Origin of the sequence: Nostoc sp. CALU 1950 (assembly GCF_051172895.1) — a bacterium.
GTDB classification, from domain to species: Bacteria; Cyanobacteriota; Cyanobacteriia; order Cyanobacteriales; family Nostocaceae; genus Nostoc; species Nostoc edaphicum_A.
This window is the reverse complement of record NZ_JBDNJQ010000071.1, coordinates 1-25,849: the sequence shown is the minus strand read 5'-3', so window position 1 is coordinate 25,849 and position 25,849 is coordinate 1. Positions and strand designations below refer to the sequence as shown.

The window sequence follows — 25,849 nt, the reverse complement described above, 5'->3', positions numbered from 1 at the left end:
AAAATTAAAAATTGAAAATTAAAAATTCAGAAAGCTAAATTTCATCTGGGTTTCTAGGCTTGTATCTGTCACATTATTTATTTTAAATTGGTATGAACTTTGACTTTTTACCGAAATTACCTTCTTCCAATTTAGACGATCGCGCCTTCGATGATTTGGTGGAAGAATGTATTATGCGTATTCCTCGCTACTGTCCAGAATGGACTGACCACAACCTCAGCGACCCAGGAATTACGCTAATTGAGTTGTTTGCTTGGTTAACTGACCAAATGTTGCTCAGATTCAACCAAGTACCCCGAAAAAATTATGTTGCTTTTTTAGAATTACTGGGTATTCGTCTCCAGCCTCCCGCCCCAGCCCGCACGGAATTAACTTTTTATTTAAGCGCTGCATTACCCGAAGCCTACACGATTCCCGCAGGATTAGAAGCCTCAACTATTCGCACTGAGACAACAGAAGCAATTACCTTCAGCACAGATTCTCCGCTAATTATCGGCAAACCCCGCATCCAACATTTCTTAACTGCCCAAACTACCGAAGATATTCCCCAATCTCTGCGCGAAAGAGTCACAACTTCATGGACTCGTCAATCTAACGGTTTCTGGACAGGTAATGAACAACCGATTTTTGAAGAGGAACCCCAGCCTGGTAACTGCTTTTATTTAGCAATTAATTCTGATGATCCTTTAGACGCTAATGTTTTAGAAATTATTTTCCAAGGGGCTGCGGCTACTCCGGCTGGGATTAATCCCAATCAACCACCCCGGAAATGGGAAGCTTGGGATGGAGAAAATTGGCAACCAGTTTTATTGCAAGAGTCAGATGATAAAACTCGCGGTTTCAGTTTTTATGAAATGGCTCAACAGGGTGGAAACCCGTCTCAAGGTGCAGAGGTACGTTTGCATCTACCTCAAATTTGGCCTGTGGCTAATTTTACCTCTTATCGAGGTCGCTGGTTGCGCTGTAGCTTTGTTTCCACAGAAGCCAATGAAACTGGTTACAATCGTCCACCACGAATTATTGGTTTAGCAGTGCAGTCAATTGGCGGTACTGTTAGGGCTAGTCACAGTACGCTGATTCAAGATGAGCGATTGGGAATTAGTGATGGTACACCTGGTCAGAGTTTCCAATTACAAACAGCACCAATTTTAGAACGCCGAGAAAATGAATATATTTTAGTTACTCCGGCTGGTGGTTTGCCTCAGAAGTGGACTGAGGTGAGAGATTTTGCTGATTCTGGGCCGCATAACTTTCATTACACCATCGATTCCATCACTGGTACAATCCAGTTTGGGCCGCTGATTCGGGAACCTAGCCAACTTAAACAGCATACTCAGGTACGGACGCGAATTCAGCAACCATCACTAGATGACACATCCGTACAAGTTCTTGATAATAACCAATCTGAACACCAATATGGCGCGATTCCTCCCCGTGGTTCAGAAATTAGAATGGTTACTTATCGTACAGGCGGTGGTAGAGAAGGCAATGTTCAAACTGGGGCAATCCAGTTTTTGAAGTCTGCGTATCCATATATTGCTAGTGTGGTAAATCGTGTACCAGCAATCAATGGGGCGGATGCCGAATCGTTGGAACAGGCTGTGATCAAGGCTCCCCGCATCCTCCGCACACGCGATCGCGCCGTCACTGCTGAAGATTTTGAAGTTTTAACTCAACAGGCGGGTGCTGGTGCGATCGCTCGCGTCCGGTGTTTGCCAGCAAATTCTCGGAGACAAGCTGGTATAGTTAGTTTACTGGTAGTACCTTATGCAAATACAGATGCGATCGCACAAGGCGATGGCATGACACCAGAAGAATTTGCCCTTAGTAATGCCCTGCAAGAGCAAATTTTGAGTTATTTAGATGAAAGACGCTTATTAGGGGTGCAAGTAGAGTTACAAGAGCCTAATTACGTAGGTGTTTCGGTACAAACAGAAGTTGCTTTAGAGCCAGCATACAACAACCCGTTTGCCAGCGAGGAAATTCGTCGGAATTTAAGGCGATCGCTGTATAAATATTTAAATCCATTAACTGGAGGAATCGACGGCAAAGGTTGGCCCTTTGGGCGACCAGTTTATACATCGGATATTGTGGCATTACTGCAACAAACCCCAGGCGTGCGTCATTTAGGCCCCGTTCTGCTGTTTCCCATCCGCAAGCAAGGAGAAAATTGGCGACGACAACCATCACCAGAACAGTTGATTGATCCAGGCTCAGAAGGTTTGATATGTTCTTGGGCTGATACAAATCTGCGTTCAAATCACGACATCCAAATAATTCGTAATTCGTAATTTGTCATTGGTCATTTGTCATTTGTCAGTAGTTATTCTCTTCACAGTCCCCAGTCCCTAATCCCCAGTCCCCAGTCCCCAATCCCCAATCCTATGGTTCAAAGTCGCTCTAGTCCAGCTGTACGCATTCAATTAACGCCAATGCAAATTCCCGAAGCTTTACCTGTGGCAGGTTTAGCATTTGCAAATGCAGAAAACATCGATGTAGCTGGACGTAGTTTGCTCTTGCATCCTGGACATCCCAGCGAGATGATTGTGCAAGTGCAAAACTTAGAACAACGTCCTTTGCGGGTAAGCTTAAGCGTTGAAGGAAACTTCCCATCCCAGTGGTGTCAGATTGGCACAGAAGGCAGTGAGATACCGCCACGTGGACAAATGGATGCTGTTCTCTACTTCTCAATTCCTGACACATTTTTTGAAGATCAAGAAGCGATTTCCCCTGGAAAAAAAGACAAACTAACACTCAATTTTCGCAGCCTAATTACTCTACATATAGACCCTGGTACTGACAACGAACAAATAGAGAGAAGTGAGTATTTCGATTTATACATTCGTCCCTACACTGCCTACATGGAATTCTTGCCAATTTTGTATCGGGAAGTGGATTTTATTGGTCGCTTCATGAAGATATTTGAGCAAGCTTTTCAACCAATAGTTAATAGTTACAATGTCATGTGGGCAAACCTCGATCCCTTGACAGCACCGCAAGCACTACTACCCTTTATGGCTCATTGGGTTGCTTGGCAAGTAGATTCTGTTTGGGATCTCCAGCAACAACGGCGTTTAATTCGCCGGGCTGTAGAACTTTATCGCTGGCGAGGAACTCGTAAAGGATTGCGTCTCTATTTACATCTTTATACTGGTTTGCCGCTAGACGAACATTTACCTAATGAAGCCGATAAACATATTAGTATTACAGAACCTTTTGGCCCAAGTTTCATTATAGGAGATGCACAATTAGGAAATGCCGTTTTAGCAGGTGGGCAACCATATCATTTTATAGTGCGTTTGCGTTCCAACATTTCTAGTGGCATCATCAACGAAGAACTTATCCAAAGAATTATAGAGCAAGAAAAACCCGCTTTTTGCACCTATGAATTATCTATCGAAAATCCCTCTAATTAAATAATTCACAATAAAGTAAAATTTAATCCAAAATCTAAAATCCAAAATCTAAAATTACTATGTCTCATCCTTTCCCACCTCCACCAATTAAATCTTTTGAACGCTTGCAAGCCGCAGACGGGTTACTAATCAATGCGGAACGCTGGCGCACAGCCCATGAATATCACCGGAATCGGCAAAATGCTCAATATCAAAGTTTAAACCAACCGGGAATTGTGTGCGGTTTGGGCGTGCGAGATGTGACTGCCCCAAGCCAAGTTGAAGCTAGATATCGAGATGGACGTTGGGTACAAATTCAACCTGGGATTGCAATTGATTTAGCAGGTAATCTAATTGTTGTACCGACTTCTTATGATTTTCCCATCGATTTAGAAGTAGTAAGTTCTGAACCGCTGATGATCTACTTAGTAGTTAGCTATGTAGACCCCGATGAATTGCGGCGCGGACAGCAAAGAGATGTTGTTCAAGAGACTTATCGAATTGACCAAATAAACTCTACACCAGCTAGTTCAGAAATAGAAATATGTCGAATACTCCTACAACCAGGACATACTGACATTACCCAACCTGCGGATGCTTTTTTCCCTGGATATAATAATATTGATTTGCGCTATCGTCGTCAGGCACAAATGCGTCCTCAAGCACTTGTATGTATGGCGCAGGCGACTCATAGCGATCCTGAATGTGCGCGTAATTTTTTCAGCCTTTCATATTTGTTACAAGCAGTAGAACCCCTGTACCCAAGTTTGCGAGGGGCTGATGAACCAGGCCAGGTTTCTTTAGGAGAAAATATCCAAGACTATGACATCCTTTATCTCACAGGTGGACAAGCAATTTCTTTAAATAGTCTCGAATTTGAATCCCTCAGAAATTACTTAAATTTAGGTGGTGTGCTTTTTGTTGATGCACCAACAAATGCTAATGCTCTAATTGAGAGTACTCAAGCCTTAGCACAACAGTTAGAGAGTCCTTTAAGACCTTTAGAAGAATTGCAGCGAAGTCATCCTTTAAGGACAAAACCTTTCTTATTTGCTGCTTTGCCAATGGTTAATCAACAACAGATAAAACTGTTAATTGGTGGAGGAATTATTTTAGCAATTGGAGATTTAGCAACTGCTTGGGGACTGGACAGAGATTTGAGTTTACCCAGATTGACTATTCGTACAGCTCAGGAATTAGGAATTAATATTCTTCACTATGCTTGGAAGCGGCGACAGTTAATTGGTTTGCAACAAGAAGATAATTCAGGACAGTGGTGAAAGTAGTATTTTAGCCAACAACTACGGCTCCGTCACAGTGGTAAATTTGATAGTATCCGGCATTATTGTTCCATTGAGTTCGCACCCTCATATCCCCCACTTATGCTCTTGTGAACTAGGGGTAAATTTGGGAATCAAGAGTGCTTTCAATAGCAGATCAGGAATTTGCAAAAGTATCAACATTTACCGCTTCATGTCGAGCTGGAATTAAGATCACAAATTCTGTACCGTGCTCTGTAGAGGAATTACATTCGATTGAGCCACCATGTTTTTCTACTATAATTTGTCGAGCGATCGCTAATCCTAATCCCGTTCCTTTACCAACACCTTTAGTGGTAAACAAGTGGTCAAATATTTTTTGTCTAACTGATTCATTCATACCTTTACCATTATCAGCAATCTTCACCTCAACTTGGTTTTCTTTTAAAGAAGTGCTAATTTTAATTTGGTTTGGATTAACTGTTATCTCCTCAAAACTCCGACCTGTGTTTGATTCATCTAATGCATCAATAGCATTTGCTAAAATGTTCATAAATACTTGATTCAATTGTCCTGGGAAACATTCGATTTGGGGGAATTTACCATACTCAGTAACTACTTCAATTGCCGGACGCCTATCATTGGCTTTGAGACGATGTTTTAAAATTAGAATTGTACTATCAATGCCTTCATGGATGTTAAATGGTACTTTGTAATCTCTATCGGCACGAGAGAAAGTACGTAAACTGGTGCTAATATTTTTGAGCCTGTCACAGGCTATCGTCATCGAATCAATCATCTTAGGCAAATCTTCTAAGCTATATTCCAAATCGATTTCTTCGGCATGGGTAATAATTTCATCTCCAGGGCTAGGAAACCTTTGTTCATATAGTTTTAAGTGTTTGGTAACATCAATCAATGTTGGTTTAGCTTGTTGGAGACTCGCAGCAATAAAACCAAGAGGATTATTCATTTCATGAGCTACCCCAGCAACTAAGTTACCCAATGCAGACATCTTTTCACTTTGCACAATTTGTAATTGAGCTTGTTGCAAATCTTGTAAAGCTTGCCCAGCTTGCTGATAAAGTCGAGCATTTTCTAAGGCTATTGCCGCTTGAGAAGATAGTAGGTTAATCACTTGTAAACGGTTACTAGTAAATACTCCTTGATTCAGTTGATTTTCTAGGTAGAGAATCCCCACCAAATGACCTTGGTTAATAATGGGCGTACATAAAACACTTTGAGGTTGATGTAGGAGCATATATTCCCCAATTACACCAGGAATACTTGTTTTACAATTGTCTATGATGACGGTTTCTTGGGTATTTTTAACGTAGTTGATCAGTTTTCTAGGAATATTTTGGCAAGCATCTAGTAGTTGTGAATCAAGAATGGTTTTGACATCAGTCTGAGAATTTGACTGTTGATCGATAAAGGTAATTGCCCGCACTTGCCAAATATCTTCTTGAGGAAGAATTAATACAGACGTTTTCGCACCAGAATTTTCTAGGATAATGCGAGTGAGACTGCTGATTAGTACGTCTAATTCGATACAACTGGAGATGGTTTGAGCGGCTTTGAGAATGCAGGTTAAATCTAGAGCATCAGAAATATTAGTACTGCTGGTAGCGTAAGTTGATGTACGGGAAATGCTGGCTATGCTTTCTAAGGGACTGAAGTTGAATTCTTGCTGTTGCAAAATGGATTTGAGTAATTTGGGATAGCGTTTTTCCAAGTCATCAGTTTTGGCTTTTGCTCCCCAACGGGCATAACTGTAATATGCTTGTTGCAGATATCCTTCTGCGGCTTTTTCTTTACCCCACTCTAGGTAAAATTTGGCAGCAAGTTCATTAGCGATCGCAACTTCTTGAACATAGTCATTGGCGATCGCTTCTTGGATAGCAATTTCATAATAATCTGCGGCTTGTAAGCGATCGCCGGTTACACGAGCTTGTTCAGCTAAAATTAAATTGTACTTGTGCTGATAATTGACTGGTGCATGATCTGCCCATTCTTGCATTTTTGCTTGGTTTTGGGCTACTTTCTGGAGATAAAGCTGTTTCTGCGCTTCATTTACCTGAGAACAAAGGGCTAACAAGCTCAGAGATTGATAGAAATTCCGCAAAGGAACAATTAATAAGCCTGCTGCTCCCTGTTCATACTGCTCAAATTTTTGGGAATATTCCCAAGCAGATTCGTATTCACCAAAAAGATAAGCTAGTAGCGTTTTTGCCAGATAGACATAACAAATACCATTGATATTGTTAGTTTCAATCAAATTTGGCAACATTTCTACTTCGTGAAAATGCTTACCAGTTAAACAGCAGGGATTGATCGTTTCTCCTTGTAAATTTAGAACCGTCTGCCGCCAAATATTTCCCCAAACGAGAGATACCTCTTGTTTAATCTGCTGCATTAGTTCGCAATATTTATCTGCCTCTGACACAGCATTTTCTAGGTTTTCTCCACTCCAAAAGAGAAATTGACAATAGCAATTGGCGCAATAGCCAACATATTCTAAATTTCCGGTTTCTAATCCACTTTGCAATCCATCCAAAAATAAACTTAATGTGGATTTAATTGAATCTTTCCAGTGTTTAATAAACAGGCTAAATGTGAGATAAACTCTGCTTTTCAGCTCTTTGGTTTGAAATTTATCTAAAAGTTGTACTGCCAGTTTTCCAAAGTTATACCCATCTTCAATTGCACCAATACTGCACAAAAATAATCCGTAGAGACTGTAAGCAACAGCTGCCTGTGGTGAGTTGCCATACTGGATGCAAATTCGGATCATTGTAAAAATCTTGAGCGGCAATAACATCGGTTTGGCTATATAAACCGGGGCAAACAAACCTGATAAAATGCGGAGTGCAACTAATTTTTGGGGATCGGTTATTTCTGGCAAATCTGCCAATGCTGCAATTGATTGATGAAGCAACATTTGTTGCAACTGGTGATGTTCATCAAAAATCATTTGAGAATTACCTTCTTCAGGTAACGTCAAATCTAGTAATTGGAGTGCTTCTCTACCTGTAGCGATTGCTTCAACGAATTTATTTTGCGCTGTATAAGATTGGATTTGAATCTCGTATGTACGAACTTTTTCTAACGGAGATTTAGCGTTTTTGAGGATAATCTCTACTAATGATTTTGATGACTCAAAGTTTGTATTGAGATATTCTGCTTCAGCCGCAGATTCGTAAACAGCAAGGGCTAAATCGTAGCTACTTTGCCAAGCATTTATCGGTAATAGAAGCATCGCCACTTTTAAATACTCAACTGCTGTCGCATAAGCAGTGGAGTTCTTGGCTTTACAACCAGCTATCAGATTTAACCGTGCTAGATGTTCTCGTTCACCAGGTTCCTCTAATAAATCCAGTCCGTAATTGAATTGGTTAGCGATCGCAAAAATTCCTGACTCTTGTTGCTCTGGAGGTGTATTTTGCAATAATAATCGCCCAATTTGCAGGTGTGTTGACTGTTTTTCTGCTTCTGGAATGAGTGAATATGCAGCTTGCTGGACGCGATCGTGTAAAAATTTATATACAACCATCTCAGAATGTTCTTGAGTAGCTGCTTGATTTTCTGAACCAACAAAAAACTTATAAACCTCACTTTGCGGCAAAATCAGCCCTTCTTGCAAAGCCTTCCACAAGCAATCTGCGGTTTCTACCTCCGATTGTTTAGAAACAATCGCTAATGTTTTTAAATCAAACTGATTTCCAATACAAGCAGCTAGCTTCAATTGTTGTTGAGTTGATTCTGGTAGTCTTCGTAATTGAAATACCATAAATTCAACAACATCATCTGCGAGAGTTTGTTGATTTATTTGGGAAATGTCACATTGCCAACATCCCTCTACGAAATTGAATTGAATCAGTTTATCTTGATATAATGATTTGAGAAGCTGAGTTGCGAAAAATGGATTACCTTGAGCTTTACGATAAATCAATTGTGAAAGAGATAATGCCACACTTTCTGCACAATTTAACGTATCAGCTACAAGTTGATTTAATTGTAATTGGTTAAGCGGCTTCAGAATTAACCTATTGACAGTTACACCTGTTTTGTGAATTTTATCCAACATCACCATCAACGGATGTGCGGGAAATACTTCATTGTCTCGATACGCACCAATTAACAATAAATATCCCTGATTAGCTTCATTCATTAATAATTGCATCAGTTTCAATGATGCCGAATCTACCCACTGTAAGTCATCTAAGAATATGACTAAGGGATGTTCTTTAGTTGTAAATACTTGGAGAAATTTTTGAAATAATAAATTAAATCGGTTTTGTGCTGCGTTACCTGATAATTCTGGTGCAGGTGGTTGTCTGCCAATAATTCTTTCTAATTCAGGAATGACTTCAATAATTACCTGTCCGTCTTCACCTAATGCTTGAATAATTTTATTCTTCCATTCTTGTATTTGAATACTGCTTTCTGCTAATAGCTGCTCCATAAAATTACGGAAAGCTTGGACAAATGCGGAAAAAGGAATATTTTTATTAAATTGGTCAAATTTACCTTTGATAAAATAACCGCGTTGACGAACAATAGGTTTATGGATTTCGTTAACAACCGCAGTTTTACCAATCCCGGAAAATCCAACTACCAGTGTTATTTCTGTTGCCCCTAAACTGACATTTTCAAATGCTTGTAGTAAGGTTTCTACTTCTAATTCTCGACCATAGAGTTTATCAGGGATAATAAATCTATCGCACATGTCCCGTTGTGCAATGGGGAAACTTTCAATTTGTCCTGTTGTCTTCAGTTGAGACAAACTAGTTTCTAAATCATACTTCAATCCGAATATACTCTGATAGCGATCTTCAGCATTTTTTGCCATCAATTTGCTGACAATATCTGAAATTACAGGCGGTATTTGTGAGTTAATTTTATATATTAAGGGGGCTATTTTAGCAATATGAGAATGCACCAACTCCATTGCTTCATTTGATTGAAAAGGTAACTTTCCTGTGAGTAACTCGTAGAAAGTTACGCCAAGCGAATAAAAATCAGTTCGGTAGTCAATCCCCCGATTCATTCTCCCTGTTTGTTCTGGAGAAATATAAGCTAGTGTTCCTTCTAACACATTGGGACTGATTAGCGTTTGCGTTTCTCTTGGTAATAGAGAGGCAATACTAAAGTCGATTAATTTAACTTGTTTGGAATCAGGATTAATTAAGATGTTGCTCGGTTTGATGTCTTTATGAATAATGCGCTGACTATAGAGTATCTCTAAGGCGTTACACAGTGCGATCGCTATTTGCAAAAACTCTTGTAAAAACCTGATATCTCGCGTATGTTCACGAGTAAAATAATCTTTGAGAGAAATGCCGCCAAAATCTTCCATCACCAACGCATAGCCATTTTGATATACCTCCAGGCTGTAAGTTTGGATGATTAGGGATGAGTTGAGATTTTTGGCAATGGTGTATTGATTGCGAAACTGCACCAGTTCATTGAAGGAGGGATATGGATTTTTCAGCAGTTTGATCACTACAGGTAATGAGTCAGTTTCTCGATACCCCCGATAAACTATAGTTCTCGAACCATTGTAGATTTCTTCAATGACTTGATATCCAGAAATACTAACATGAGTGCTGAACATATTGCTAAATCCTAGTTATTTCTAAACTTATTGTTCCCAATTTAGTAACAGTAATTTAATTTTTATTGGTAAATATTACTGTGAGTTAACTTTAGATTTAAAATTCCCAGGCTATTGATAAAAATCGGTGACAAGCAAATTTATCCAGACGTTATTTCTAAAGTCCAGCAGTGGAGACAAAATTTTAAGGCATCAAATGCAGACATAAAATACCCCACACAAAAGTGTCGAGGTTTTCAGTAGTAAACTGCAAAAAATAGTACTTTTTTAAAAAATGATTGCGGCAGATGTAGGTTGGATTGAAGAACTAAATCCAACGTTAAAAACCTTAATTTAGTTGGATTTCACTACGTTTAACTCAACCTACGCATCTGTCACATTATTTTCGCAAATTGCTATAATCTAATAATTTTTCAATCCAAAAATGCCCTTGTTAGGGCTGGAGAAAGATTAAAGGGAAAGAGATTAAAACCTTTCGCTCTTTCCCTTTAACTTTTAAAGAGCCAAGTTAGAGAGACGCGATAAATCGCCGTCTCTACAGGGAATTTATCCATCAATTATTTATTGACAGACTACTATCACCTGCTGGAATTTTTAGTGAAGTTTTGTAGTCAGACCAAAGAGGCAGACTATTATTAATGGAGAGGCTCCTTGCTCTCTTGCCTCTTTTTCAACCACGCTTTTCTGGAATTACCGCATAAGCATCAATTTCAAACAACATACCGTCAAGTGCAAGTCTAGGAACGGGAATAAGAGTGTTTGCTGGTGGTTTATTCCCCCAAAAATTCCCAATTTCACGTCCTAACGGGATCAATTTATTTTGGTTGTAATCCACTATAAGAACAGTAGTTTTTGCTACATCTTGTGGCTGTGCACCAACCGCTGCTAAGGCATAACGGAGGTTTTTAAAAGCCTGTATTAACTGCTTTTCAAAGTCAGCGGAGACAAGATTACCTTGTAAATCCGAACCAAATTGACCAGAAATATAGACGGTTCTCGCCCTTGCTGGTGTAATAGCTATATGACTATAACCATTTTGGGTTGGATTATATAAGGTTGGTGGGTTCACCAATTTCAACTCTTGCTTGTCTTTAGCGCTCACTTCATTTTGTGTTGCCACCATCAAGGCGGTAGTTACTCCACTACCTCCAAGCCACAGAAGTGCATTTCGTCGGGATAAGTTTGTCACTAGTGAATTTACAGCACTGGTAATACGTCTAGTCATTAAAGCTCCTGAAATATGAGTTCTCTATTTTTGCTCATACTGAGTTCTATTATCTACCAAATTGGAGTAAAAAAGCACTAGTTAAGAGGTAAATTTAAGGGTACTCACGCAATTGCAACATGTGACATACTCCCCGCGCCGCCTCTTCGAGGACGGCGGGGGCTTCTGAGTGACACCCCAATACGGTTCGGTTAAAGGGGAAAGGGAAAAGGGGAAAGGTTTTGAATACATCCTTTACCCTTTACCCCTTACCCTTTCCCCAGACCACAAGGAAAATGAAAAATGCTTATCCGAACCGTATTGAGTGACACCCGGCAACCCATCGGATATTACATTTTGCAAAAATTAATCCACTCTACAAGTTGTGTGACAAAATCTACAATTGGTTCAAACTAGTTTTAGCACCCTGCCACCTGTGCAAAATAGGCATGGTAAACAATCCCCACGCTAAACCTGTAATCAACCCAAAAGGCGTAACCAGATAGTTATTAAAACTCCACCAACCTAAAACCTGTGCTGCCAACTCTAAAGGATAAGCCATCATCAACACACTGGCTAAAGCAGCACCACTCCAACCATACTGACTTAACCAGTAAAATCCTTTACCACCAGTTACCCCATACAACAGACGAGTAATCAGTAAACCCGTGACAGTGCCGTAGCAGCGCATACACACAGCCATAATAAACGGTGGTGCTAAATCTAACCCCATCTCTGGTTGCGGACAGACATGATTACCCATGAAATAAATGATGTCCGCAATCCCAGGAAGCAAAGACACTCCAGACGCAGCCAAAAAGGGAGCGATAGGCGGGCCAAAAACCATTCCTACCAACAAGAAATCAGCTATAAAACTGACCCAATTAATCTGCAACTCTTCACTGAAAGCTACTCTTGTCATTTCCCTTTGTCTGCGTCTTTGCGTCTACGTTTTCTTAACCTACCTTATTTACATACGGACTTGTCAACTTATCCAACTGCTGAATCAACAGACTGAGGAACAATCCTACATCTGTTACTACACCTACCGATTCTACGGAACCGCGATCGCTTAATTTAGTTACTACAGCTGGATTAATATCGACACACACCATTTTCACACCAGCCGGAGTCATATTCCCCACGCCAATTGAGTGCAACATCGATGACAGCATCAAAATCATCTCTGCACCTTCTAGGTGTTTGGCATATTCTTCCTGTGCTTTAATCAAATCCATTACGGTATCAGGTAAAGGCCCGTCATCCCGAATCGATCCCGCAAGCACAAAAGGCACGTTATTGTGGACACACTCATACATCACGCCACTTTTAATCGCCCCCGCTTCCACAGCTTTGGGAATGCTGCCATAACGGCGGATACTATTAATTACCTTGAGGTGATGGCGGTGTCCACCACGAACGGCGACACCCCGCTTCATGTCTACACCCAAGGAAGTGCCCATGATATTTTGCTCGATGTCGTGAACTGCGATCGCATTTCCACCAAGCAACGCCTGTACGTATCCTTCCCGAACTAGTTGCGCCAGATGTTCGCCGCCACCAGTGTGAATCACCACGGGGCCAGCCGTGACAACTACTTTACCGCCAGCATCGCGGATTTTACGCAATTCCCAAGCTACTTGCTCAACGACTAATTCCACGCGCCGTTCGCTGGAAACGCCCGCTGACATAAAGCTGAATTCTTGGGTGCTGCGTTGTTCGCGTGATTCAGTTTTGCGGATAGTGCGGATACCTAACACATCTACAATTACCTGTTCGCCAACTTCTAAATCGCGTAATATTTTACACTGAGCGACTAAGCCAGAGGGAGTTTGAGTAATTGCGATCGCGCCATCCATCCGCTGATTTTCTACCTTCACCCACTGACCTTTAATTCGGACTTCGGTAGGATAAATTGTACTGACGTAGAAATCATCAGGCGCAACCCCATTTTGGATCACAGGCTCCAAAATTGCATCTCGCTCATCATGGGGTAAATCTACTGCACCCAAATCAATCAATAGGGAGATGATTTCTTCCATCACCTCATGAGATGGTGCTGATACCCTCACCTCTGCGGCTGAAGTACTTTGCCGTTGTTCTCCCAAGTTGAAATTCAAAACTTGGAAACTTCCCCCGGCATCTATAATCAAATCCAAAGCGCGGTTAATTAAGCCAGCATCCAGCAAATGTCCTTCCATGCGAATGATACGGCTTTCTACCGAGACATTGGCATGAATTTCATCTCTAACTGGCTCTGTTACCCGCAAAGTTAAGCATTTAGCCGCACCACCAGCTTTGAGAAATTCTGTTAGCGGTGTTTCCAGCACTTGGAAACCTACATCTGCAAGGCGGGTTTTCAAAGCATCACTAGCCTTGTTCATGATCACAATGCTGTCCACATTCACCGCATTACAAGCGAAGTTGACTGCATCGGCTTCAGCAAGGGCGATTCGCTTTTCGGGTGCGACTCGCATTTCAATTAAGCGGTTGGAGTAAGAATCAAAAGCGCCTGGATAGTACAGCAAATAGCCATTTGCTAAGGGACAAAAACAGGTATCCAGGTGATAGAAACGTTCGTCGATGAGTCGCAGGGAGAGAACCTCAATATCCAACCATTTAGCTAGATAAGGGTGAGAATCTAATTCCGAGCGGAAACCGTATCCCGCCCATAACCAGCGTCCTTCCCGATCTAGCAGTGCATCTCCTGCTCCCTCAAAGGGCAAATCTTTAGGAAGTTCATTAACTGTATAACCATTTTCCTCAAACCATTGTTTGAAGAAAGGCTCCTCTCCCTGGCGTTCTTTATGTAAAAAGCGACTGAGGACGACAGTATCTCCTAGTACTAAGCCAGCGTTGGCGGTAAAAACCAAATCAGGCCAACCTTTTTCAGGTGGTACTAAGTCTACAATGGCGTGTTCTTTAAGAATCTGGTGTAGTCCTTTCCACTGTTCCACGGCGCGATCGCGCGATGATTTGTGAATATTCCCTTCCATCCAAGGATTAATCACATAGTCCACATCGTAGTGGTCAGGAGGACACATTAAAAAGCGAATCCGGGAAGTCATAAAAATCTTACAAGCGTTTTATATGCTACAAGCTTACTTTGAATACAGATTTTTGTTTTTCTACACTTGGTAAAATCTGCTACTAAAGCTTCACATTTTGATAGTTGAAGGCTTTACAAAGGCTTCGTTACTAATTCTATTACTCGAAGAAGGTAATAAGTACAGAAGGCGGCAAAATGCCAATAATGCCAAAACTGCTCGGTTAAGGAGCAAGAAAAAACACCATGATAAGCAGCAGATAGCAAATATTGGTGGCGATCGCTCTTTTCCTCTATCTACTTTGCACCAAAGCATGGGCATCCGAAGTCAAGAAAATTTTTTCCCTAACTTCGGGCCAGGTATGTACCAAAAAACTCGACCAATGACCAATGACCAATGACAAATGACAAATGACAAATGACAAATCAAGCAGTCACTATATAAGGCGAGTTGATTGCTGCTACACTACCAGCATCTACCAAAGCTTGATACACGATCGCCGCTACTTCGCCGCGTGTAGCATCGCGGGTAGGATTGAGTTGTTTCAGGTTCGGGTAATTTACAATAATTTCCTTGTCTATAGCTTTTATTACCTCATCCTTGGCATATTCAGGAATCTTGGCTTGGTCATCAAAAACTTTGATGTTTGCTGTACCATCAGCAGATAACTTCAGTCCATTTACCAGAGAGACAATCACTTGCACGCGCTGAATATTTTTGTTAGGGCCAAAGGTATTGTCAGGAAAACCAGAGAGAAATGAACCTTGATATGCCTGTTCAATAACTTTAGATGCCCAGAAGTCTGCTGGTACATCTTTGAATTTGATCACTGCGCGGTTGGGCGATGGGTTGAAAGCTTTTACCAGTAATGCGGCGTATTGTGCCCGTGTCATGGTTGCATCGGGTTTAAATGTGCGATCGGGAAAACCGTTAATTATCCCCAATTTGACTAATTCCCGAATAAACCCACCTGCCCAATGATTCGCAATATCGGTTAATTCGATAGTAGGTGTTGGTGTTGGAGTTGGCGTGGGAGTTGGCGTTGGCGTTGGCGTTGGTGTGGGAGTTGGGGTTGGTGTGGGAGTTGGCGTTGGTGTTGGCGTTGGCGTTGGTGTGGGAGTAGGGGTTGGTGTCGGTGTCGGTGTTGGCGTGGGTGTTGGTGTTGGAACCGAACTATCTGCAAACTCTACATTTCCAGTGACTTTAGACGCATCTATTTTATTTCCTAGAGAAACCAGCTTATTGGAACTGGCATTTTGCAAATCAAATTTACCGTTATTGCGTAGAGTATTGCCTCCTGGATTATTAGTACTACCGATATCCGGTAGGGCAGTTCCAATTACTGTGATGCCATCATCAGTGTTATTTTCACTGACATTATTACGTAATAGAGGACGAGAACTACCAGAGATGACGATTCCAGAACGGTTTTCGTAAATTCTGTTATCTCGAAGGATGGGTGATGCAGTATCACTAATAGCGATGCCAAAACCTGTTTTGAAGAAGGTATTATTTTCAATTTGTCCTTTGGAATTTTTAGCGATCGCAATTCCATTGGCTGCATTCTCACTGAAAACATTACCTAGAATAACTGGGTTAGCCTCGCCTGTAGCAAATACTCCCTCTCGCTTACAGTTTTTAAAGGTGCTATTAGCTACAGTAGGGGTAGTTGATTCAATCCAGACACCACTACCACGGCTAGCCAGATTTGTTACAGTCACGCCCCGGAGTGCAGCTTTATCCAGAAGCACAAATGTGACATTCTGACCAGCAAAAGTACGGCTTAGATAATTACCACTCCCTTCAATCAAAATGCGATCGCCTTTGTTGGTTTCATTACCCACCACTGTCACCCCAGATGCGATCGTTAATGGAAAGACTTCACCGCTAGCAGCATTGTAATTACCATCTGCTAGTTGAATCTTGGTATCAACAGTAGCCACCTTGAGGGCTTGGGTAATAGTTTTGAAGGGGGCTTGTTGGCTACCTGCACTGGTATCGCTTCCCGATGCTGGATTTACGTAAAAAATTTGAGCCATATTTATACTTTAATAAAATACATAGCTATCCTAGCGCTAACCGTGCAAGTGGGTAGCCTTGGATGCGTTAAGTAACTTAAAGTACTTCTCACTGCAAAGTGAAAAACTTATGCAAAAGCATTTGTGTAAGTTTTTATTCTCGCAAAAGCTATTAAAGAAGGATAATCTGCAATACCTCTTTTAGGGAACGAGAATTTATTACACGCTCAATCCAGCACTCAAAATTGGGCGGGAATAAGCTTATCGATTTTTATAGAAACGCATTTACTATCAAACCTTCTTTGCATACATCTATTACATTGATATAAACCTACTAATACTTTCCTTTTTATCTATTCACATAAATTTAGATGTTGTCAAAAAAAGAATTAGATGGGTTTACCCTGGGTAGGGGAGATGTTTATAAAGGGATCTTTCAGATTCTGTGAAAAGCAAAAGAAAAAATAAAGTTTGTAGAATTCGTATTTACAAATATTCTTTTCATCATATATTAAGGACATGGGAGTTCGTCTCATCCTCTGGAAATAAATCCTGACGCTAAAAAGTTAACTTCTATTATTCTGAATAGAGATAGCTTTTGTTTTGCCTTTATGTCTACTCTGCAAGAAAGACTACTGCTTGGGAACTGTTAGTCTTCTATGACATTAAGGATAAACGCCGTATAGGTGAGATTTACATATTATCTATCTATCAACAATACCTAACCTATCGGCGGTTATGGGTGATAAATATTGAGCGTATTTCCTAAACACTAACTTTAGGAGAAAGTCACATGGCTATGACAGTGGAAACAGCCCAGTTAAACAACCAAAGTATCTTGCAAAATTTTGCTTTGGTTGAAGAACTTGATGCACAATTTGCTGAAATAATTTCTGGCGGTTGCGGTTGCTATCCTCAACGTCCTGAGAAAGGTTACGGTTGCTATCCTCAACGTCCTGAGAAAGGTTACGGTTGCCATCCTCAACGTCCTGACAAAGGCAACGGTTGCAATGATCACCACGGGAATAACTATTCGATAATACACTAATCTGATTTTTGGCGTTATGTGGAAAAATTAACCCATGACTTAACTCATAGGGAAATTTTAAAGCCTGTCTCAGTGTAAGTGTACACCATCTTTAGAGGAATCCCCCCTAAGCCTCCTCTTGCCAAGGGGAGGAAATATAATTTTCTGGGTTCCACTTTTTTAATCTCTGAAATGCGTACTCCCTAAACACCAACTTTTAGGAGAAAATCAAATGGCTATCACAAAAGAAAAAGCCCTGTTAAACAACCAAAGCATCTTACAAAATTTTGCTTTGGGTGAAGAAATAGACGAACAAGCTGCGGAAATAATTTCTGGTGGCTATGAGAAATTTAGGATTAGAAATGCGACATCGGAGCCAATTGGCTACACAATGGATGGCGTAGAATCTGTAATACAACCCGGTCAAGAACATAAAATTCGTACTAATTTGGGTGGGAGCATTAAATTTGATCGAGATACTCGAGACAGAGTAGTAAGACCGAAAGGATATGATCTGAGCGATGCTCAACAATATGAATTTCAAACCAATTCGTATAATTCCCATCGTATTAATCTCTATTGCGTTGGGTAATTTAATCTGAAAATTCAGATTATTTAGGGTTGGCAAAAAAACTTTTTTTGTGAGGAGTCAATCGTAAGAGCAACCCATTTGCACAGGTGTCAGCTATCCTAATGGGTTACAGATTTTCGCGTTAATCTCTGCATTCTCAATAAGGCGCTTGCCCTGAAAAAAGATACCAGCCATCAACATCTAGCTTTACGCCACACAACGAATAATCCTAAAACACGGCTGGTATCTTTTTTTTGCGGTCTCCCCTAACTTTTGAATTGACTACCAATGGATTAGACTAAATTTCAGGAGAAACTTAAATGGCTATTACCAGTGAAAAAACCTTGTTAAACAACCAGAGTATTTTAGAAAAAATTACTCTGGTAGAAGAAATTGATGAACAAGCGGCAGAAATTATTTCTGGTGGTCAATCCGTCAATGTGTTGAATAAAGAAATGTCTACTTTTGAGGGATCGCCACCAAAGGTAGGAGAAGACAAAGAAAATGACGAAGAAAAAGACGATGAAACATTATCATCAGGATCTGCCCAGCAGGCTAACTTTGCATTTGTTCAAGACAGAAGTTGGAGAACAAGTAATAGAAGCATAAATCGTTACTGTTAAGTACGGCTTGCTGATATCTGGACGGGTTTGATAAATCAATTGTTGATTTTAGTAATAACTGATTTGCTGAACCTTCCCTACAGAGTTAGATAATAGCGATCGCTCTTAACCTCTTTTTTCACGGACAATAAAAATTTTCTGCGTAAATCCTCATTCAATATATAGGAATCCGCTTTGATTTCTGAACTAATTTGCGTAGCCAGGCAATAGGGAATAGGCAACAGGCAACAGTCAAGAAGGCTTCTTAGTTGTACTGAGTTTTTTCAGAAATCAAATATGAGTCATATAGTCAAGTCAATTTCTTTCACTGTATTTTCGCCCCAATAATTGCGTCTGTAAATGAAATACAAAATTGTCCTTCAACACAGTGAAGAAGATTGTGGTGCCGCCACTTTAGCCACGATTTCCCAACACTACGGACGCACATTTACCCTTAACCGAGTGCGGGAAGCTGTTGGTACTGGGGCGAGAGGAACTACGCTATTGGGATTAAGGCGGGGTGCAGAAGCCCTGGGATTCCATAGTCGGCAAGTTAAAGCCACTCCTCAACTCATCAACCAATTAGATCAAGCTCCTCTACCTGCGATTATTCACTGGAAAGGCTACCACTGGGTAGTATTATACGGACAAAAAGGGAAAAAATATGTAATTGGCGATCCTGGTGTTGGTATCCGTTACTTGACTCACGAGGAGTTAATTAAAGGTTGGAATAATGGGGTGATGCTGCTACTCCTTCCCGATGAAAGCCGCTTTTATCAACAAGAATCAGATCAAATTGGCGGTTTTGGACGTTATTTGCAACGGGTTTATCCTTATCGCTTTATTATTGCCCAAGCGATTTCCCTCAACATTGCGATCGGTCTACTTTCCCTTGCATCTCCCTTCATGATGCAACTACTCACCGATGATGTCCTAGTCCGCGGAGATACTCAACTATTAACCACCGTTGCTATTGGCGTTATCACCCTGAATTTAATTAAAAGTGCCATTGGTTTAGTACAATCGCACCTCATCGGCTATTTCGGTCAAAGATTGCAATTAGGACTAATTCTAGAATACGGGCGCAAACTCTTACATTTACCCCTATCTTATTTTGAAGGACGACGCAGTGGGGAGGTAGTCAGCCGCATTGCAGACGTTCACGCTATCAATAACTTAGTTTCCCAAATTGTCCTCGGATTACCCAGTCAATTTTTTATTGCTGTAGTCTCTTTGGGCTTTATGCTTTTTTACACTTGGGAGTTAACTCTAGCTTCTATAGTTGCATTTCTCATTGTGACGGCTGTTAACTTACTTTTCTTACCAGCACTGCGACAGAAAACCCGCAATATGATTGTTTCTGGTACAGAAAACCAAGGCTTTTTGGTAGAAACATTTCGGGGAGTACAAGTCTTAAAAACTACCCAAGCTACACCCCAAGCCTGGGAAGAATACCAAGGAAATTTTGGTCGTCTGGCTAACTTGGGCTGGAGTACTATGCAGCTAGGACTTTACAGCAGCACTCTTACTAGTATTCTTTCAACATTTATTAATATTGGTATTCTCTGGATTGGTAGCTATTTAGTAATTAATCGGACTTTAACAATCGGACAATTGATTGCTTATAACGGCATGAGTAGCAATTTTCTCGGCTTTTTGAGTTCTGCTATTGATTTAGTAGATGAGTTTATCACTTCCCAAATAGTTATTCAACGTCTGACAGAAGTTATTGATGCTACCCCAGAAGATGAAAATGATGTTAAAAAGCAGTGGGTAGAGATTCCTGGAAATATAGATATTACTTGCTCTGAAATTAATTTTCACCACACAGGGAGAGTTGAGTTACTACAAGATTTTTCCATAACTATTCCTGGAGGAAAAGCAATTGCTCTCATTGGTAAATCTGGCTGTGGGAAAAGTACCCTAGCAAAATTGATTCCTGGTTTATATACAATTCAATCAGGCAATATTCGCTATGGTTTTTATAACCAGCAAGATATATCTTTGGAATGTTTGCGGCAACAGGTGGTTTTAATACCACAAGAAGCCCATTTTTGGAGTCGATCTATTCTGGATAATTTTCAATTTAGTTATCCTCACCTTAGTTTTCGAGACATTATTATCGCCTGTCAAATTACTGGTGCTGACGATTTTATCAGGGAACTACCTGATAAATATCAAACTGTCTTAGGAGAATTTGGGGCTAATCTTTCTGGTGGACAAAAGCAAAGACTAGCTATAGCTAGAGCCATAGTTACTAACCCACCTATTTTAATTTTAGATGAGTCTACCAGCGCTCTCGATCCAGTGAGTGAAGCACAAATACTAGATAGGCTTTTAGAGAATCGCCAGGGTAAAACCACTATTTTTATTAGTCATCGTCCTAGAGTGATTCAGCGTGCAGATTGGATTATTTTTTTAGAACAAGGACGGTTAAAAATTCAAGGGACAGTAGAAGATCTACGACAAGTTGATGGAGAGCATTTAGACTTTTTGGATGATGTAACTTTGAGTCTTTCAAACGCGATAGATCGCGTCTCTACATGATAGTTTTGGACTTAAATGAACTGTATTGGCTAATTATTTTTCAATTTTGAAGTGTCTAACTATGGTTAACGTTCACAACACAGACTTTTTACAACCAATTCAAACAGATGAATTTCTCCCACCGATTAGTCGTTGGATTACCTTTGGTGGACTCTTTGTTCTCTGCGTTTTAGGACTAGCGATTCCCGTCGCCACAGTTGCCAAATATAAAGTGACAGTGAAAGGGCAGGCATTTGTCCGTCCATCTGGGGAATTGCAGATTGTGCAAGCGGCAACTGAAGGCCAAGTTATGCAAATTCATGTCAAAGAAAATCAAGTTGTCAAAGCCGGAGATGCGATCGCTATTATTGACGACTCCCGCTTACAAACGAAAAAAAGCCAACTGCAAACTAATATTGAGCAAGCTAAGTTACAGCTAGTGCAAATCAAGGCTCAAATTCACACTTTTAACAGTCAAATTGTCGCCGAAACTGCTAAGATTAACCGGATTATCACTACTACTAAGGCTGCATTAAGCGCTAGCCAGCGCCAATATCAGGATAAAAAAATTACCGCTGTGGCTGAATTCCAAGAAGCCCAAGCTAATCTCGATTCTACTAGGGCAGCTTTGAATGCAGCGAAGTTAAAGCAAAAGCGATATGAGAGTGTAGCCCAAGGATTGTCTAGAGATAAATTAGAGGAATCACAGGTAGCTACAAAACAGCAAGAACAAGCAGTAGCAGCTGCGATCGCTAAAAAACAACGTGCAGAAGCAGCCTTAAATCCCAGTCATGCAGAAGTAGAAATTGCGACTGAGCGAATAGCCCAAGAAAAATACGCAGGTGAGAGTAACAAAGCCGCTTTAGAAAAAGAACGGCAAGGAATGATCAAGCAACAAATTGAAGTAGAACAACAGCTAAAGCGTGACAATAGGGAACTCAAGCAAGTGGAAAATGAACTTAATCACACCACTATCACTGCTACTGCTGATGGTATCATTTCTAAGATAAACTTGCATAACCCCGGTCAAACTGTGCGTCCTGGCGATGAAGTCTTGCAGATTGTCCCCAGTCATGCAAAGCAGATTGTCAAGGCAGTAGTGGCATCTGAAGATAAAAGTAAGCTCAAAATTGGTCAACAAGTTCAAATGCGGGTTAGTGCTTGTCCCTACCCAGATTATGGCACTCTCAAGGGTAAGGTGGAGGCGATTTCTCCAGATACCATGACTTCCCCAAACAATACAAATGGATCTCCTTCTTATGCCAATAGCAATCCGAAAGCATCTGTCTCAGGTGCTTTTTATCACGTGACTATTGAGCCGGAAAGTCTATTTTTAGGTAAAGGTAAAAATCTGTGTCCCATTCAGTTAGGAATGGAAGGTAGAGTAGATATTATTTCTCGTGAAGAAACGGTACTGCAATTTTTCTTGAGAAAAGCGAGGTTAATTGCAGATGTATGATTTTATCAGAAGAATTCATAACTGAATTCTGTACGAGTGGGTGATAGCTTGCGGAGTGCGAGTCTACGATGCTACACGCCAAGAATCGTAGAGTGTGCGATCGCCTAATTTTATAGCGCAATACAGTTCAGATCAGCCCAAAACCCTTGTAGAGACGGCGATTTATCGCGTCTTGAAAGATCAATTATCTACACTGAACCGTATTGTTTTAACGTGAGTTCGATGAACCTCTCCCTCCCAGCCTCCCTCTCCGAAACGGAAAGCGAGGAGCAAGAAAAAGTCCGCTTTTTGCTCCCCTCTGGGCGTCGGAGAGGGGCTGGGGGAGAGGTCAAATATAGACTTGTCGAACTCACGTTGTTTCATAACAACGTACATTATTGCACCACGCAATGATAGACAAAAACCCCCTTACTTTATAGGAAAGGGGCTAGAGAAATTCTGTATTACAAAAAATTAAAAAGCGTGTCTTCTTCTTAATACGGCCACTTCCAATCGCGAATTTCCGGCATATCGTCGCCGTACTTCTCAATGTAGTGCTTGTGTTCGATCAGCTTATCTTGCATCTGCTGTTTGACATAAGCTGCCCTAGATCCTAACTTGGGTACGCGATTAATTACATCAATTACCAAATGGAAGCGATCTAGATCGTTAAGCACAACCATATCAAAGGGAGTGGTGGTAGTTCCCTCTTCCTTGTAGCCACGCACATGGAGATTTTTGTGATTAGTTTGGCGATAGGTTAGGCGATGAATCAGCCAAGGATAGCCATGAAAGGCAAAAATAATCGGTTTGTCGGTGGTGAAAATTGTGTCAAAGTCTTTTTCACTCAAACCGTGCGGATGTTCGCTTTTTGGCTGTAGTGTCATCAAATCCACTACGTTCACTACCCGCACCTTTAAATCAGAGAAGTGCTGGCGCAGAATATCTACAGCCGCCAAGGTTTCTAAGGTGGGAATATCCCCAGCACAACCCAGCACTACATCTGGTTCACCGCCTTGGTCATTGCTTGCCCATTCCCAAATACCGATACCTTTGGTGCAGTGCTTGATAGCAGCATCCATATTGAGATATTGCAATGCGGGTTGCTTTCCAGCAACGATGACGTTGACATAGTTGCGGCTTCTCAAGCAGTGGTCAGTTACCGATAGCAAAGTGTTGGCATCGGGGGGCAAATAAACACGAACGATTTCTGCTTTTTTGTTAACTACATGGTCAATAAAACCAGGGTCTTGGTGAGAAAAGCCGTTATGGTCTTGTCGCCAAACATGAGAGGTGAGTAGGTAATTGAGAGAAGCAATCGGTCTACGCCAGGGAATATCTCTGGTTGTTTTCAGCCATTTGGCGTGCTGATTGAACATCGAGTCAATGATGTGGATGAACGCCTCATAGCAAGAGAAAAATCCGTGGCGTCCTGTGAGGAGGTAGCCTTCTAACCATCCTTGACAACAAGTTTCGCTGAGAATTTCCATCACCCGACCATCGGGGGAAAGGTGGTCATCTTCTGGGAGTTTCTCGGCTACCCAAGTCCGATCTGTGACTTCCAATACACCGCCTAAGCGATTCGATACCGTTTCGTCGGGGCCAACGATGCGGAAGTTGCGGCTTTCTTGGTTAAGTTGCATGATATCCCGCAGGAATTTTCCGGCAACTTGGGTTGCTTCAGCGATCGCTTTCCCAGGTTGAGAAACATCTACAGCATAGTCTTGAAAATCGGGCATCTTCAGGTCATGCAGCAAGATACCGCCGTTAGCGTGGGGATTGTCACCCATGCGTCGATGCCCTTTGGGGGCTAGTTCTGCTAGTTCTGGAATCAGTGTGCCGTTAGCGTCGAAGAGTTCTTCTGGTTGGTAACTCTTCATCCAATCTTCTAGGAGTTTCAGGTGTTCTGGCTGTTTGGTGATATTGCCAAAGGGAACTTGGTGCGATCGCCAATAACCTTCGGTTTTTTGACCATCTACTTCCTTGGGCCCTGTCCAACCTTTGGGGGTTCGCATGACAATCATCGGCCACTGGGGACGTTCAGTGAAACCATGTACGCGGGCTTCTCTTTGGATACTTTGAATTTCTGCGATCGCTATATCTAGAGTCGCCGCCATCTGCTGGTGGACATCTGCGGGATCATCACCTTCAACAAAGTAGGGCTTGTAGCCGTAGCCCACAAATAAGCTTTCTAATTCCTCATGGCTGATGCGTGCCAATACTGTTGGGTTAGCAATTTTATACCCATTCAAGTGGAGGATCGGCAGTACAGCCCCATCATGCACAGGGTTAAGAAACTTGTTGGAATGCCAGCTAGTTGCTAAAGCACCTGTTTCAGCTTCGCCGTCACCCACAACAGCAGCAACGATCAAGTCAGGGTTATCAAAGGCAGCACCAAAAGCGTGGACAAGGGCATAACCTAGTTCCCCGCCTTCGTGGATAGAACCGGGGGTTTCCGGTGCAACGTGGCTGGGAATACCACCAGGGAAAGAAAATTGTTTGAAGAGTTTCTGGATTCCTTCTGCATCCTGGGAGATGTTGTGATAATACTCAGTGTAAGTGCCTTCTAGATAGGTGTTGGCTACCAGTCCAGGGCCTCCATGACCAGGCCCAGCAATATAGATGGTGTTGAGGTCATATTTTTTGATGACCCGATTCAGGTGAACATAGATAAAGTTCAGCCCTGGTGTTGTTCCCCAGTGCCCCAAGAGTCTTGGTTTAACGTGTTCCAGTTTTAGCGGTTCTCTCAGTAGCGGATTGTCGAGTAGATATATTTGCCCAACGGAAAGATAGTTGGCTGCACGCCAGTAGGCGTTTATCTTCCGTAATTCTTCATCCGTTAAAGGCTTTGTTTGTGGAGTCGTTGTTAATGTCATTTCGACACTCCATTCCAAAAGGTTTTTGATGGGTTCATCAGTAAGTAATTATACTTGTTTTGCAAATGATGGCCATCTACCCATGATGATTTTTTTCAGCCTTAGTGACTAAATTCTTTGGTTTTGGGCACAGGATGGAGAGCAATGTCTACGAAGGGCTATGTTCTACTAGTAGTTCATGTCATTAATTTTGACGGTTAGAGAGATGCGATAAATCGCCGTCAAGACGAAAGATTGATCCTTGTAGAGACGGCGATTTATCGCGTCTT

General features: G+C 41.4%; 15 protein-coding genes. 9 read left to right on the top strand and 6 right to left on the bottom strand.

Translation table 11 applies throughout. The features are described from left to right. Positions 1 to 92: 92 nt before the first annotated feature. From ABF638_RS19705 to ABF638_RS19695, 3 genes are all read left to right on the top strand, one after another. Positions 93 to 2,291 carry a putative baseplate assembly protein gene (locus ABF638_RS19705; protein WP_435024691.1) on the top strand — a complete coding sequence of 733 codons (2,199 nt, stop codon included), beginning with the start codon at positions 93 to 95 and terminating at the stop codon, positions 2,289 to 2,291. A 93-nt stretch (positions 2,292 to 2,384) separates the two neighbouring features. Beyond that, complete coding sequence (locus tag ABF638_RS19700) at positions 2,385 to 3,416, top strand: phage tail protein (protein WP_435024690.1); 1,032 nt, start codon at positions 2,385 to 2,387, stop codon at positions 3,414 to 3,416. A 59-nt stretch (positions 3,417 to 3,475) separates the two neighbouring features. After that, entirely contained in the window at positions 3,476 to 4,675 is a 1,200-nt protein-coding gene (locus tag ABF638_RS19695) for a DUF4159 domain-containing protein (RefSeq protein ID WP_435024689.1), read from the top strand. Between the two features lie 157 nt (positions 4,676 to 4,832). Here ABF638_RS19695 and ABF638_RS19690 read toward each other — a convergent pair whose 3' ends face one another. The 4 genes from ABF638_RS19690 to ABF638_RS19675 all read right to left on the bottom strand — a co-directional run bounded on the left by ABF638_RS19690 (position 4,833) and on the right by ABF638_RS19675 (position 14,543). Further along, positions 4,833 to 10,271, bottom strand: coding sequence for an ATP-binding sensor histidine kinase (locus tag ABF638_RS19690; protein ID WP_435024688.1), 5,439 nt, complete (start codon positions 10,269 to 10,271; stop codon positions 4,833 to 4,835). Positions 10,272 to 10,941: 670 nt separating this feature from the next. After that, complete coding sequence (locus ABF638_RS19685) at positions 10,942 to 11,496, bottom strand: RidA family protein (RefSeq protein ID WP_435024687.1); 555 nt, start codon at positions 11,494 to 11,496, stop codon at positions 10,942 to 10,944. A gap of 376 nt (positions 11,497 to 11,872) precedes the next feature. Next, positions 11,873 to 12,397: a DUF2085 domain-containing protein gene (locus ABF638_RS19680; protein WP_435024686.1), complete on the bottom strand. Its 525-nt coding sequence runs from the start codon at positions 12,395 to 12,397 to the stop codon at positions 11,873 to 11,875. 34 nt (positions 12,398 to 12,431) lie between these two features. Further along, complete coding sequence (locus tag ABF638_RS19675; RefSeq protein WP_435024685.1) at positions 12,432 to 14,543, bottom strand: TIGR00300 family protein; 2,112 nt, start codon at positions 14,541 to 14,543, stop codon at positions 12,432 to 12,434. Positions 14,544 to 14,640: 97 nt separating this feature from the next. Between ABF638_RS19675 and ABF638_RS19670 the strand changes: the two genes are divergently transcribed. Continuing rightward, a complete protein-coding gene (locus tag ABF638_RS19670; RefSeq protein WP_435024684.1) occupies positions 14,641 to 14,922 on the top strand; it encodes a hypothetical protein in 282 nt (93 codons plus the stop codon). 25 nt (positions 14,923 to 14,947) lie between these two features. On the opposite strand, the gene ABF638_RS19665 is transcribed toward ABF638_RS19670, so the two are convergent. Beyond that, complete coding sequence (locus tag ABF638_RS19665) at positions 14,948 to 16,561, bottom strand: DUF1565 domain-containing protein (RefSeq protein WP_435024683.1); 1,614 nt, start codon at positions 16,559 to 16,561, stop codon at positions 14,948 to 14,950. A 772-nt stretch (positions 16,562 to 17,333) separates the two neighbouring features. Between ABF638_RS19665 and ABF638_RS19660 the strand changes: the two genes are divergently transcribed. The 5 genes from ABF638_RS19660 to ABF638_RS19640 all read left to right on the top strand — a co-directional run bounded on the left by ABF638_RS19660 (position 17,334) and on the right by ABF638_RS19640 (position 22,725). Next, entirely contained in the window at positions 17,334 to 17,588 is a 255-nt protein-coding gene (locus tag ABF638_RS19660; RefSeq protein WP_435024682.1) for a hypothetical protein, read from the top strand. Between the two features lie 211 nt (positions 17,589 to 17,799). Then, positions 17,800 to 18,159 (top strand): hypothetical protein, encoded by a 360-nt coding sequence (locus ABF638_RS19655; protein WP_435024681.1) that lies wholly within the window; start codon positions 17,800 to 17,802, stop codon positions 18,157 to 18,159. A 299-nt stretch (positions 18,160 to 18,458) separates the two neighbouring features. Further along, the gene (locus ABF638_RS19650; RefSeq protein ID WP_435024680.1) at positions 18,459 to 18,761 is read left to right on the top strand and encodes a hypothetical protein; all 303 of its coding nucleotides are present in this window, start codon (positions 18,459 to 18,461) and stop codon (positions 18,759 to 18,761) included. A gap of 339 nt (positions 18,762 to 19,100) precedes the next feature. Next, on the top strand, positions 19,101 to 21,287 hold the full coding sequence (locus ABF638_RS19645; RefSeq protein WP_435024679.1) for a peptidase domain-containing ABC transporter: 2,187 nt from the start codon (positions 19,101 to 19,103) through the stop codon (positions 21,285 to 21,287). Between the two features lie 61 nt (positions 21,288 to 21,348). Beyond that, positions 21,349 to 22,725: an HlyD family efflux transporter periplasmic adaptor subunit gene (locus tag ABF638_RS19640; protein ID WP_435024678.1), complete on the top strand. Its 1,377-nt coding sequence runs from the start codon at positions 21,349 to 21,351 to the stop codon at positions 22,723 to 22,725. 473 nt (positions 22,726 to 23,198) lie between these two features. Here the strand turns inward: ABF638_RS19640 and ABF638_RS19635 are convergent, their stop codons facing one another. Beyond that, positions 23,199 to 25,580, bottom strand: a complete 2,382-nt coding sequence (locus tag ABF638_RS19635) for a phosphoketolase family protein (protein WP_435024677.1) — start codon at positions 25,578 to 25,580, stop codon at positions 23,199 to 23,201. Between the last annotated feature and the right edge of the window lie 269 nt (positions 25,581 to 25,849).